Raw genomic sequence first — 11,963 nt, forward strand, 5'->3', positions numbered from 1 at the left:
GCTGGCGCTCGCTCCTCAACCACCGTCGCGTCAGTCGAGGGGGTCGGGCTCGTCGCGACCGGAGGCGGCGAGCTCCTGCTTGACCACGGAGAAGGCCAGGCCCGAGCCGTAGCCCTTGCGCGCCAGCATGCCGACGAGACGGCGGGTCGCGGTGACGTCGTCGACGCGCGAGAGCGAGCGCAGCTTCTTGCGCACCAGCTCTCGCGCGGCCTGCTCCTCGTCGTCGGGGTCGATCTCGTCGAGGACCGTGCGGGCGACCTCGTCGTCGACGCCCTTGCGTCGCAGCTCCTGGCTCAGCGCGCGGCGTGCCAGGGACTTGCTGCCACCCCCGCCGGCGCCGCGGGAGGAGACCCAGAGCCGCGCGAAGGCCTCGTCGTCGATGAGGCCGACCTCCTCGAAGCGGTCGAGGAGCGCGGTGGCGATCTCGTCGGGCACCTCGCGCTGCGCGAGCTTGTCGCCGAGCTCCTTGCGGCTGCGGGCACGGCCCGTGAGCTGGTCGAGCAGGATCGTGCGGGCCACCGACTCCGGGTCGGCCTCGGGCCCCAGCGCGGCGCGGTCGGGGGGCGGCTGGCCCGCCGACGAGCGGCTGCGACCCTGCCGCCGGCCCTCGGACCCGCCACGGGCCCGGGAGCCCCTGCGACCCGAGGACCTCGCCTCCCCGAACGGACGCGAGGCCCCGTCGGCCCCGGCCGCGTCGTCGGGCCCGCCGGACCGCGCGGTCCGCTCGGCGCGCTGGGTCCAGGCGTCGACGCCCGCCGAGACGTCGCCGCGCCAGGACGGGGTCGCAGCGGCCTCACCCAGGTCGGACTCGGTCGCGTCGACCCCGGCCCACGACGGGGCGGGCCGGGGGTCGACGTCGCGGTCGACCGGTCGCTGCGACCGGGTCACGATCAGAAGTCGTCGACGCCGACCGGGTCACCGGGCAGCGAGACCTCGGCGTCGACGGTGGGGCCGACCCCGAGCTTCTCGAGGATCTTCTTCTCCAGCTCGTTGGCCAGGTCGGGGTTGTCGCGCAGGAAGGTGCGGGCGTTCTCCTTGCCCTGGCCCAGCTGGTCGCCGTCGTAGGTGTACCAGGCGCCGGCCTTGCGGACCAGGCCCGCCTCGACGCCGACGTCGATCAGGCCACCCTCGCGGCTGATGCCCTTGCCGTACATGATGTCGAACTCGGCCTGCTTGAAGGGCGGGGCGACCTTGTTCTTGACGACCTTGACGCGGGTGCGGTTGCCGACCATGTCGGTGCCGTCCTTCAGCGTCTCGATGCGGCGCACGTCGAGGCGCACCGAGGAGTAGAACTTCAGCGCGCGACCACCGGTCGTGGTCTCCGGCGAGCCGAACATGACGCCGATCTTCTCGCGCAGCTGGTTGATGAAGATCGCGGTGGTCTTGGAGTTGTTGAGCGCACCGGTCATCTTGCGCAGCGCCTGGCTCATCAGGCGGGCCTGGAGGCCGACGTGGCTGTCGCCCATCTCGCCCTCGATCTCGGCGCGGGGCACGAGCGCGGCCACGGAGTCGATGACGATCAGGTCGAGCGCGCCCGAGCGGATCAGCATGTCGGCGATCTCGAGGGCCTGCTCACCGGAGTCGGGCTGGGAGACCAGCAGGGCGTCGGTGTCGACGCCGAGGGCCTTGGCGTAGTCGGGGTCGAGGGCGTGCTCGGCGTCGATGAAGGCGACGATGCCGCCGTTGCGCTGGGCGCTGGCCACCGCGTGGAGGGCGACCGTCGTCTTTCCGGAGGACTCCGGGCCGTAGATCTCCACCACGCGACCGCGCGGCAGGCCGCCGAGGCCGAGGGCGACGTCGAGGGCGATCGACCCGGTGGGGATCACCTCGAGGGGCGCGCGTGTCTCGTCGCCGAGGCGCATCACCGAGCCCTTGCCGAACTGCTTCTCGATCGAGGCGAGCGCTACGTCGAGGGCCTTGTCGCGGTCTCCAGCCATGATGTCTCCGTCCTGGGGCGGAGGGCGCTCGGCCCTCCACGGTGTGGTCTGTGGTGTCGTGCAACGTCTGTGCCGGGAACGCTAGAGGAGCCCGCCGACAGTCGGGGAACGGTGACCCGGGACTGTGGAGAACGCCGATCTGCGCGCCGTCCCCTGCACGGTAGCCCGAACACGTGTTCGACCCCAGTCGACACGCCGCGCCGCGGCGGCGCCCGGTCGACGCCGTGCTCGTCGGACCGACGGTCAGGAGAGCGGGGCGGGGGCCGGGAGCACCGCGTCGAGCGGCCCGGGGCCGTCGACGGGCAGCACGACCCGGAAGCGGCAGCCGGTCGGCCGGCCCCCCTGGTCGACTCCCTGCTCGGTGACGTCCTCGGCGTGCACGGTGCCGCGGTGGGCCTCTACGATGCCCTTGACGATGGCCAGGCCGAGCCCGGCCCCGCGACCGGTGACGTCGTCAGGGGTGCGCGAGGGCTCGGCCTGCCAGGCCACGTCGAACACCCGGGCGAGGTCGACGGCCCCGATGCCGCCGCAGCCGTCGGTCACGACGAGCTCCACGCAGTCGCCCCCCGCGGCAGCGCGCACCCCGGCGGCGAGGCCCGCGCCCTCGACGTGCACCGTGCCCCCGGGCGGGGTGTGGCGCACGGCGTTCATCACCAGGTTGGAGACCACGCGCGAGAGCCCCGAGGGGTCGGCGACGAGCTCGAGACCGCCGGGCACCGCTCCCCCGAGCCTGACCCCGCGGGCCCGTGCCACCGGGTCGGCGGCGGCGATCGCGTCGCTGACGACGTCGCCGAGCACCACGGCCTCGGGGGCCAGCCGCAGCACGCCGGCGTGGATGCGGGAGAGCTCGAAGAGGTCGTCGACCATGCGGACCATGCGGTCGACCTCGACCCGGATCTGGCGGTGGTAGCGCTCGGGGTCGGGGGTCATGCCGTCCTCGAGCGCCTCGGTCATCGCCCGCATGCCGGCCAACGGGGTGCGCAGGTCGTGGGAGACCCAGGAGACCAGCTCGCGGCGCGAGTCCTCCAGGCGCGCCTCGCGCCCACGGGCCTCCTCGAGGCGGGCGTGCGCGGTGGCGAGCTCCTCGGACAGCGCGCGGAACTCCGAGGGCCCGCGGGCCCCGCCGACGTACGGCGAGCCGGAGCCCACCCGCCGCACCTCCTCGCGCAGCGACAGCGACCAGCGGGTGATCGCCCGCGAGAGGGCGAGCGCGACCGCCAGCGCGACCACCGTGGCGGCGCCGGCCACGAGCGTGACGACCTCGACGTCGTCGTCGCTGATGAACATGCGCTGGGAGGCCGCGAGCACCCCGGCGAGCACCGCGGCCACCGGCACGACCGCGGCGAGGCCGAGCTGCCAGCGGATCGACAGCCGGCGCACGAGCCAGGCCAGCAGCAGCCCGACGACGCCCACGACGACGGCCGCGACCGCCGCCACGAGGACGACCTGCGCCTGCTCGCCGTTCACGACGCCTCCCACCGGTAGCCCACGCCCCACACCGTCAGCAGCCGCCGTGGGTGGGTGGGGTCCTGCTCGACCTTCTCGCGCAGGCGGCGCACGTGCACGGTCACGGTGGAGCGGTCGCCGACCGACCAGCCCCACACCTCCTGCAGCAGGTCGTCGCGGTTGACCGCGACGCCGGGGTGGCTGAGGAACCACCACAGCAGGTCGAACTCCCGGGTGGTCAGGGCCAGCTCGCGGCCCGCCCGGGTGACCGTGTGACGTGCGGCGTCGACCTCGAGGTCGCCGTCGACCACGACCCGCGGACCGACGACCTCGGCCGGCTCCGACGTACGCCGGAGCACCGAGTCGACCCGCAGGGCCAGCTCGCGCGGGCTGAAGGGCTTGCTGACGTAGTCGTCGGCGCCGTGCTCGAGGCCGGCGACACGGTCGCCCTCCTCGCCGAGGGCGGTGAGCATCACCACCGGCACGTCACCGCTGCGCCGCAGCCGACGGCACACCTCGAGCCCGTCGATCCCGGGCAGCATCAGGTCGAGCACCACGAGGTCGGCCGGGCGGGAGCCCATCAGCTCCAGCGCCGCCTCGCCGTCGCCGGCCTCGACGACCTCGTGGCCGTGGGCGCGCAGGTAGGACACGACGACCTCGCGTACGGTGAGGTCGTCGTCGACGACGAGCACGAGGGCCACGCTCAGCGACCGGTGGGGCCGGGGCGGTCGGGCGGGTCGGACGGGCGGGACGGGTCGGCCGTGACCGGGCCGGCGGCGTGCTGCGCGCGGCGCCGCAGCAAGCCGGCCACGACGACCCCGAGCAGCACGAGCCCGGCCACGGCGAGCCAGCCGGCGGTGTAGTCGCGGTCGAGCAGCGTGGGGTTGTCGGCGCGCTCGCCGAAGCGGCCCAGCACGGGCACGGCGAGCAGGGTCAGGCTGCCCAGCAGGACGAGACCCACCGTGGTGGGGGCGCGGAAGGGGCGTGGCACGACGCGCACGCCCACGGCGACGAGCACGAGGACGAGCGGGGCCAGCACGGCGTCGTGGAGGACCACGCCGGAGGCGGCCCACAGCAGCGCGTCGAGCACCTGGGCGGGCTCGGCGCGCGACCACAGCAGCCACGCGCCGTACAGACCCAAGGCCACGCCGACGGCGCCGAGCGCCAGGCGCAGGCCGAGCGGGGTCGGTGCTCCCCCGGTCGGGGCGCTCACGCGAGCACCTCCAGCGACGTGACCCACTTGGTCTGGAGCACGCCGGGGCGGTTGGGGGCGATGATCCGGCAGGGGAAGCCGTGGTCGAGGCTCAGCGTCTCGCCGTTGACCTGCAGGGCCAGCAGCGTGCGGTCGTCCTCGGCGAAGGAGGCCTGGAGCGCGGTGGTGCCGAAGGCGCCGGCCCGCTGCAGCGAGGTCACCCGCAGGTCGCTGTCGGCGGGGGCCTCGACCACGGCGAGCAGGTCGGCGACCCGCACCCCGGTCCAGGTGGCGTCGGCCGACCAGCCCTCGACGCAGGCGATCGGGAGGTCGACGGTGTGCTGGGTCATCGCCAGCAGGTCCTCGCGGGTGAGCTCGACGGTGCGCGAGCCGTGGGCCACCGTGAGGCGGAAGGAGTCGCCGACGTCGTCGGTGGTGACCTGCGCGGCCGCGGCGGAGCGGTTGACCGGCAGCCCCTGCGGGCCGTCACCGGTGCGCACGGCGAGCACGGAGACCGTGCGCAGCAGCGGCACCGTGCTGCCCGCGGTGGCGAGCACGGCCAGGCCGGCCGCCGCCCAGGTCGTGCGCAGCAGGCCGCGCCGGGAGAGCCCGCCGCCGCGCTCGGTCGGCCGGTCGGTCCCCGGCCCGTCGGTGCGGGGCCGGTCGGTGCGGGACCGGTCGAGGGTGGTGTCGTCGACGTCGGCGCCCAGCGCGGCACGGATGACCGGCAGCTTGACCGCGACGTGCACGACCAGCGAGCCGATCGCGACCCACGCCACGGCGTAGTGGGTGGAGCGGAAGGAGAAGGCCCAGGGGTACCACTGGGCGGAGTTCATGAGGCCGGTGACGAGCAGGAAGACCGCCGAGCCGACGAGCGCGAGGATCGAGGCCCGCTCGAGGGCGGTGACGGCCAGCGCGCGCACCCCGCGGCCCGGCCGGGCGAAGAGCCGCGGGAAGACAGTCCACAGCTTCACCAGCAACAGCGGCACGGCGGCGGTGCCGGTGACGACGTGGAGGCCCTGGGTGACGCGGTAGCCCCAGGAGGGCGAGGCCGGGAACGGCACCGGGTGGTCGACGTTCTGCGCGTAGTGGCTGACCAGCCCGGTGAGGAAGCAGACGGTGAAGCAGACGCCCAGCCACAGGCCGACGCGGGCGGCGACGGTGGGACTGCGCAGCTCGGAGCGGAAGCTGTCCTCGCTCGGCAGGCGCTCGGCCAGCCGGCTCATCACCGCCACCTCGTCACGTCCCCGTCCGGGTGCGGGCGGGGGGTCCTGCGCTGGGGCTCGTCATCAGGTCGTCGGCTCCTCGGGGTGGTGGGGGTCCCGAGAGACGTCCTGCAGGTGGCGTGCCGCACCCGCGGGTGCGACGGGGAGCGCCGCGACGGGGGCGAGCTGCTCCTCGAGCACGGCGCACCAGCGCCCGGCGAAGGGCTCGCACGCGCTGACGCCCCAGCCCGCGGCCTCGGCCACGTGGGCGATGTCGTCGACGCCGAGCACCGACCAGCGGAAGGGCCGGCTGCGCACGTCGTCGCCCTCGATGCTGGCCCACGTGGTCGTCATCGGGACCCCCGGCGGCGCCAGCTCGACCACGACCCGACCGCGCGGGTCGAGCACCTCGCGCACGCGCCGCAGCAGCCGCACGGGGTCTCCCCCGATGCCGACGTTGCCGTCGGCGAGCAGCGCCGACTCCCAGCGCCCCTCGCCGGGGATCGACTCGAAGACGTCGCGCAGGATCGCCGAGGCGCCGCGCTGGCGGGTCTGCTCGACGGCCTCGTGGACCACGTCGATGCCGAGCACGACGTGGCCGCGCGCGGCCAGGCCCGCGGAGAGCCGGCCCGGTCCGCAGCCGATGTCGATGGTGGGGCCCACGCACCACGCGAGCAGCGCGTGGTCGGCCTCGTCGGCCTCGCGGGTCCAGTCCGCCACCGGGAGCGGCGAGGGCTCGGGGCCCAGGCCCACCACGCGGCACGGCATGCCCCGCAGGGCGTGGGTGAAGACGGCGGAGAAGGACTCGTCGCGCACGCTCACGAGGCCACCTCCGGGCTCCAGGCCGCGGCGAAGCGGCCACCGGGCACGAGGGCGACGACCGCGTCGGCGTCGGCCACGGTGTCGATGTCGCGCAGCACCGCGGTCGTGGCGATGCTCAGGCCGGCCGCCACGAGCGCCGCGCGGGTGTCGTCGTGGGTGGTGGGCGTCGACATCGGCACGCCGCGCAGGGCCGCGGCGGCGAGGGGGTCGCGCAGGGCGAGCACCCACCAGCCACCGTCCTCGGCCGGGCCGAGCACGCCGTCGTGGTCGGCCAGGGGCGCAGCCGCCGCGAGCAGCAGGTCCGGGGTCACCTGCGGGGTGTCCATGCCGACCTGCACGACCGGGCCGGGGCCCGTGGCGGCCACGTCGGCGTGGGCGCGCACGAGCCGCTCGTCGAAGCCGTCGCCGACCTGCGGGGTGACCTGCCAGCCGTGCAGGTGGCGGCGGATGCGCTCACCGTGCACGGCGTCGAGCAGCTCGCCGTCGAGGGAGAGGTGGCAGCGGTCGGGGCCCACCGCGTCGGTGCAGGCCACCAGGGTGTCGAGGAGGGAGGCGGCGGCGATCTCCGCGGCCAGGTCCATGCCGATGTCGGCGCCGAGGCGGGTCTTGACCCGCCCCGCGACCGGTGCCTTGGCCACGACCAGCATCCGCGGCGCCGCGGCCGGGCCGGCGCCCGCGGCGTACGGGGCGGGGGTGGGGCGGGGGGTGGGGGTGCTCATGCGAGGGCCTTCCAGAAGTCGCGCGCCGTGCGGACGGTGCCCTTGACCGACCCCGAGACCTTCGAGCGGGTGCCGGCGGCGCGGGGGTGGTAGCCGACGTCGCGCTCGGAGACCCGCCACCCGGCGACGGTGACCTTCTGCAGCAGCTCGACGGGGTAGCCGAAGCGGCGGTCCTCGACACCGAGGTCGAGCAGGTCCTGGCGCCGCGAGACCCGCATCGGGGCGATGTCGTGGGCCTGCATCGCGATCCGCCGGCGCAGCCAGGCCACGATCAGCGCGTTGCCGGCGCGGGCGTGCCACGGCCACACACCGCGCTGCACGGGGCGGCGCCGGCCCACGGCGAAGTCGGCGCGGCCCGAGGCGACGTCGTCGAGCAGCGGCAGCAGCTCGGCGGGGTCGAAGGAGCCGTCGCCGTCCATGAAGGCGACGTAGTCGTGGGTGGCGGCGAGGAGCCCGGCGTGCACGGCCGAGCCGTAGCCGGGCACGCTCTCGCGCACGACCCGGGCGCCGAGCCGCTCGGCGACCGCGGCCGTGCCGTCGACCGATCCGTTGTCGACGACGATCACCGAGAAGCGGGCGGGCACCCGCGGGATCAGGTCGCCCAGGGCAGGCGCCTCGTCCTTGCAGGGGAGGACGAGGTCGCAGACGGGCACGTCGTCAACGGTAGGTGGCATCGTGGCGGTGAACCCTTACGAAGAGGTGACGCCGGTCGGTCCGGCCGCCCCATCGAACCGCACGGGGTGCTCGGGGGTGTTCACCCGGGAGGCCAGACGTTCGCGTGTCGTTCCCCCGGCGTTCCCGCAGCGTGCGCCGCGTGTCGTGCGCGAGCGCGCGCGTGGCTGCGGCACCGCGCGGGCCCGGGTCGTCGCTGTCGGGCGCCACCGGTGGGCTGGCTAGGGTCTGGGCATGGCGACCAGCCCCCCTCTGACCGACCCGCCCCCGGCCCCGGCGGGAGCGGCGCCGGTCGAGGACCGCTCCGGCGCCCGCGCCGCCGCCTGGGGCCTCGGCGTCGCCGTCGTGCTGGTGGCGCTCGCGATCGTCGTGCCCCGCGTCCTCGACTGGGAGACCTGGACGCGCGCGCCGCGCTCCTACACCGACCTCGCGGTGCCACCGCTGCACGGGTTCTGGGACCCCAAGCTGCTCGGCCCCGGCACGGTGCCGGCGCTGCTGGTCGCGCTCGTGGGATGGCGCTGGTTCGCCGGGTGGGCGGAGACCCTCCCGTGGCGGCGGCTGCTGCTCGTGTCGTACGTCGTGGCGCTGGCCTGGATGGTCTCGCTGGCCGTGGTCGACGGCAGCTCGGGTCTCTCCCGGGTGCTGGGCAGCGACGTGGAGTACCTCCCCACCGCCCGGGAGGTCGACGGGATCGGCACCCTGCTCCAGGAGTACGTCGGACGCATCTCCTACTCCTCCCCCGACAACTGGCCCACCCACGTCGCCGGCCACCCGCCGCTGGCGCTGCTGTTCTTCGTCGGGCTGGTGCGGGTCGGTCTGGGCGGCGACCTGGCGGCCGGGATCGTGGTGACCGTGCTCGCCGCGACCACGGCGCTGGCGGTGATGACCACGCTGCGCGCGCTGGGTCACGAGGCCCTCGCCCGGCGGGCCGCTCCCTTCCTCGTGCTCGCCCCGGCGGCGGTCTTCATGGCCGTCTCCGCCGACGCCCTCTTCGGCGCCCTGGGGGCCTGGGGCCTGGCGTGCCTGGCGCTCGGGGCCAGCCACGCCTCGCGCCGCGGACTGCTGGCGTGGTCGACCCTGGCGGGCCTGCTGCTCGGCGCCATGGTGATGACCTCCTACGGCCTGCCGCTGCTCGGCCTCACCGCGCTGGCGGTGCTGGCCCTGGCCCGCTCCTGGCTGCCGCTGCCGGTCGCCGCGGGCGCCGCGCTCGTGGTGGTGCTCGGCTTCGCCGCGGGCGGCTTCGCGTGGTGGGAGGCCTACCCCGTGCTCCACGACCGCTACTGGGAGGGCATCGCCGCCGACCGGCCGGCGTCGTACTGGCTGTGGGGCAACCTCGCGGCCCTCGTGCTCAGCGCGGGCCCCCTGCTCGGCTCGGCGCTGGCCGTGGCCGGCCTCAGGGCGCGCCGGCTGGGGCGCGACGTGCTCGCCTCGCCGCTGCTGCTCGTGCTCAGCGCCGCCCTGGCCGTGGCCGTCGCCGACGCCTCACGGATGAGCAAGGCCGAGGTCGAGCGGATCTGGGTGCCGTTCGTGCCGTGGATGATGATCGGCGCGGCCTTCCTCCCCGAGCGCTGGCGGCGCTGGGGGCTGGGTCTGCAGCTGGTCGCGGCGCTGTTGCTGCAGCACCTCATGTACACCAGCTGGTAGCCCAGCCCGGTCGGGGCGGCCGGCACCCGGCCGCCCCGACCCGTGCCTCAGGCGCGCAGCGGCGCGGTGGCGAAGGCGGGCAGGCCCTCCTCGGGGGCGATGGCCGCGGCGAAGCCGAGCTCGGCGCGGGCGCGCTCGGGCGAGGCGACGATGTGGCGCACGTCGCCGAGGCGGAACCCGCCGGTGACCTCGGGGGCGATCTCCGCGCCGCCGTCGGCGCCCGTGCCGGTGGCGACGAGCTCGGCGACCTGCTTGATGCCCACCGGTCGCCCGGAGGCGACGTTGTAGGCGGCGTAGTGACCCGTCGGGGCGGCCACGACGGCGCGCAGCGCGGCGACGTTGGCCTGCGCGACGTCGCTGACGTGCACGAAGTCGCGCATCTGCGCGCCGTCCTCGTAGACCTTCGGTGCCTCCCCGCGCTCGAGGGAGGACCGGAACATCGCCGCCACCCCCGAGTACGGCGTGTCGCGCGGCATGCCCGGGCCGTAGACGTTGTGGTAGCGCAGCGCCACCGCGGCGGCGTCGGCCTGGCGCACCCACGCCGAGGTGTAGTGCTCCTGGGCCAGCTTGCTGGCGGCGTAGCTGGAGCGCGGGTCGAGGCGGGCGTCCTCGTCGACCAGGGCCCAGCCCAGCGGTACGCCGCACACGGGGCAGTGGTTGTCGAAGTCGCCGGACTCCAGCGCCGCGACGGTGCGCGGCCCCGGGGCCTGGTCGCCGTGCTCGGGGCAGGTGTAGCGGCCCTCGCCGTAGACGACCATGCTCGAGGCGAGCACCATCCGGTCGACGCGCGCCTCGTGCATGGCCGCGAGCAGGACGGCCGTGCCGTAGTCGTTGTGCGAGGCGTAGGCCGGCAGGTCGGCCACCTTCACCCCGGCCCCCACGACGGCCGCCTGGTGGCAGACCGCGTCGACGCCGTCGAGCAGCGCGCTCACCGCGTCGGCGTCGCGCACGTCGACGTGGTGGGTGCCCGCGGGCGGGCGGGCCTCGCCGTGGGCCATGTCGAGCATCCAGTCGACGCGCACGACCTCGTCGCCGTCGGCCTCCAGGGCCTCGGCCACCGCGGCGCCGATGAAGCCGGCCGAGCCGGTCAGCAGGACCTTCACGCGCCCGCCTCCTCGCCCTGCTCGCCCGCGCCGGCGGGGGTCGGGATGCCGTAGGACAGCTCCATGCCCTCGGCCCAGGTGGAGCAGGTGCACCCGTCGGGGTCGGGGAGGCTCTCGATGGTGCGGGTGAGCACGCCCTTGAGCCGCTCGAGGTTGGCCTGGAAGAGCGCGAAGACCTCCTCCTGGCCGACGCCCTGGCCGGCCTCGACGCCGGCGTCCATGTCGGTGACCAGCGCGATGGCGGTGTAGCACTGCTGCATCTCACGGGCCAGCGGCGCCTCGGGGTGGCCGGTCATGTTGATGAGCGACCAGCCCTGGGCGGCGTAGTGCTGCGACTCGGCGCGGGTGGAGAAGCGGGGACCCTCGATGACCACCATCGTACCGCCGGCCTTGATCTCCGGGTCGGCACCGGCCACGGCCGCGCCGAGGCGCTCGCAGTAGGGGTCGGCGTAGGGCAGGTGGACCGCCCCGCTCTCGACGTAGGACGGGATGCGGCGATAGGTGCGGTCGACCAGCTGGTCGGGCACGACGATGTCGCCGGGCGCGACCTCCTCGCGCAGCCCACCGACGGCGCAGGGCGCGAGCACCTGGCGCACGCCCAGCGAGCGCAGCGCCCAGAGGTTGGCGCGGTAGGGGATGGCGTGGGGCGGGTAGTCGTGGTGGTCGCCGTGGCGCGGCAGGAAGGCCACCCGGCGCCCGGCCACGGTGCCGACCGAGATGGTCGCCGAGGGCAGGCCGTAGGGGGTCTCGACGCTGACCTGCTCGGGGTCGTCGAGGAAGGAGTAGAAGCCGGTGCCGCCGATCACGGCGACGTCTGCGGTCGCGTTCATGGCCGCAACTGTGCCAGCCCTCACCCCGGCCCTCGCCGGGGGTGCTGGTCGACGTGCTCGAGCTCGCTGCTCGGGGTCGCTGCTCGGGGTCGCTGCTCGGGGTCGCTGCTCGGGGTCGCTGCTCTGTGTCGGTGCCCGGGTCAGCGCTCGGAGGCCGGCAGGGCCAGCGCGCTCCACACCGCGGCCCAGACCTGCTTGGGCGGCACCCCGGCGTCGAGGGCCTCCTGGGCCGTCCGGTCGCCCAGCTCGCTCATGACGAAGAAGCTCGCCCACGACCGCGACGACGCCGTGCCCAGGGCGTGGTCGAGGCGCTCCCAGAACTCGGTGTGCCGCATGGCGCCCATGATGCCTCGCGCCGCCGACGGCGCCCGACCGAGGGTGGCCCGAGGACGA

At 75.4% G+C, this 11,963-nt stretch carries 13 protein-coding genes; 1 reads left to right on the top strand and 12 read right to left on the bottom strand.

Annotated features, from left to right (window positions below; genetic code table 11):
• Positions 1 to 30 precede the first annotated feature (30 nt).
• From ASF50_RS09995 to ASF50_RS10035, 9 genes are all read right to left on the bottom strand, one after another.
• Positions 31 to 888 carry a regulatory protein RecX gene (locus ASF50_RS09995; RefSeq protein WP_235557630.1) on the bottom strand — a complete coding sequence of 286 codons (858 nt, stop codon included), beginning with the start codon at positions 886 to 888 and terminating at the stop codon, positions 31 to 33.
• Positions 889 to 890: 2 nt separating this feature from the next.
• Positions 891 to 1,937, bottom strand: a complete 1,047-nt coding sequence (recA, locus tag ASF50_RS10000; RefSeq protein WP_056862721.1) for a recombinase RecA — start codon at positions 1,935 to 1,937, stop codon at positions 891 to 893.
• A 243-nt stretch (positions 1,938 to 2,180) separates the two neighbouring features.
• Positions 2,181 to 3,404, bottom strand: coding sequence for a sensor histidine kinase (locus ASF50_RS10005; RefSeq protein ID WP_235557631.1), 1,224 nt, complete (start codon positions 3,402 to 3,404; stop codon positions 2,181 to 2,183).
• Positions 3,401 to 4,084 (bottom strand): response regulator transcription factor, encoded by a 684-nt coding sequence (locus ASF50_RS10010; protein ID WP_056904397.1) that lies wholly within the window; start codon positions 4,082 to 4,084, stop codon positions 3,401 to 3,403. Before ASF50_RS10010 ends, ASF50_RS10005 begins: the two co-directional genes overlap by 4 nt.
• Before the next feature lie 2 nt (positions 4,085 to 4,086).
• Entirely contained in the window at positions 4,087 to 4,596 is a 510-nt protein-coding gene (locus ASF50_RS10015) for a hypothetical protein (protein ID WP_056904398.1), read from the bottom strand.
• Positions 4,593 to 5,801 (bottom strand): molybdopterin-dependent oxidoreductase, encoded by a 1,209-nt coding sequence (locus ASF50_RS10020; protein ID WP_056904399.1) that lies wholly within the window; start codon positions 5,799 to 5,801, stop codon positions 4,593 to 4,595. Before ASF50_RS10020 ends, ASF50_RS10015 begins: the two co-directional genes overlap by 4 nt.
• Before the next feature lie 63 nt (positions 5,802 to 5,864).
• On the bottom strand, positions 5,865 to 6,602 hold the full coding sequence (locus ASF50_RS10025; protein WP_056904400.1) for a class I SAM-dependent methyltransferase: 738 nt from the start codon (positions 6,600 to 6,602) through the stop codon (positions 5,865 to 5,867).
• Positions 6,599 to 7,321, bottom strand: a complete 723-nt coding sequence (locus ASF50_RS10030; protein WP_235557632.1) for a DUF2064 domain-containing protein — start codon at positions 7,319 to 7,321, stop codon at positions 6,599 to 6,601. Before ASF50_RS10030 ends, ASF50_RS10025 begins: the two co-directional genes overlap by 4 nt.
• A complete protein-coding gene (locus tag ASF50_RS10035; RefSeq protein ID WP_228942047.1) occupies positions 7,318 to 7,974 on the bottom strand; it encodes a glycosyltransferase family 2 protein in 657 nt (218 codons plus the stop codon). Before ASF50_RS10035 ends, ASF50_RS10030 begins: the two co-directional genes overlap by 4 nt.
• A 253-nt stretch (positions 7,975 to 8,227) precedes the next feature.
• Between ASF50_RS10035 and ASF50_RS10040 the strand changes: the two genes are divergently transcribed.
• Positions 8,228 to 9,637, top strand: coding sequence for a hypothetical protein (locus tag ASF50_RS10040; RefSeq protein WP_235557633.1), 1,410 nt, complete (start codon positions 8,228 to 8,230; stop codon positions 9,635 to 9,637).
• A gap of 47 nt (positions 9,638 to 9,684) precedes the next feature.
• Here the strand turns inward: ASF50_RS10040 and ASF50_RS10045 are convergent, their stop codons facing one another.
• From ASF50_RS10045 to ASF50_RS10055, 3 genes are all read right to left on the bottom strand, one after another.
• Positions 9,685 to 10,740: an NAD-dependent epimerase/dehydratase family protein gene (locus ASF50_RS10045; RefSeq protein ID WP_056904402.1), complete on the bottom strand. Its 1,056-nt coding sequence runs from the start codon at positions 10,738 to 10,740 to the stop codon at positions 9,685 to 9,687.
• Entirely contained in the window at positions 10,737 to 11,570 is an 834-nt protein-coding gene (locus tag ASF50_RS10050) for an S-methyl-5'-thioadenosine phosphorylase (RefSeq protein ID WP_056904403.1), read from the bottom strand. The genes ASF50_RS10045 and ASF50_RS10050 overlap by 4 nt, the downstream gene beginning before the upstream one ends.
• A gap of 140 nt (positions 11,571 to 11,710) precedes the next feature.
• Positions 11,711 to 11,905 carry a DUF3046 domain-containing protein gene (locus ASF50_RS10055; protein WP_056862982.1) on the bottom strand — a complete coding sequence of 65 codons (195 nt, stop codon included), beginning with the start codon at positions 11,903 to 11,905 and terminating at the stop codon, positions 11,711 to 11,713.
• Positions 11,906 to 11,963: the final 58 nt, after the last annotated feature.

It is taken from the genome of Nocardioides sp. Leaf307 (assembly GCF_001423135.1).
In the GTDB taxonomy this organism is placed as follows: Bacteria; Actinomycetota; Actinomycetes; order Propionibacteriales; family Nocardioidaceae; genus Nocardioides; species Nocardioides kribbensis.

Coding starts and splice junctions, on each gene's coding strand:
- recA (WP_056862721.1), bottom strand. CDS start 1,937: ATGGCTGGAGACCGCGACAAGGCCCTCGACGTAGCGCTCGCCTCGATC.
- ASF50_RS10020 (WP_056904399.1), bottom strand. CDS start 5,801: ATGAGCCGGCTGGCCGAGCGCCTGCCGAGCGAGGACAGCTTCCGCTCC.
- ASF50_RS10030 (WP_235557632.1), bottom strand. CDS start 7,321: ATGAGCACCCCCACCCCCCGCCCCACCCCCGCCCCGTACGCCGCGGGC.
- ASF50_RS10040 (WP_235557633.1), top strand. CDS start 8,228: ATGGCGACCAGCCCCCCTCTGACCGACCCGCCCCCGGCCCCGGCGGGA.
- ASF50_RS10050 (WP_056904403.1), bottom strand. CDS start 11,570: ATGAACGCGACCGCAGACGTCGCCGTGATCGGCGGCACCGGCTTCTAC.
- ASF50_RS10055 (WP_056862982.1), bottom strand. CDS start 11,905: ATGCGGCACACCGAGTTCTGGGAGCGCCTCGACCACGCCCTGGGCACG.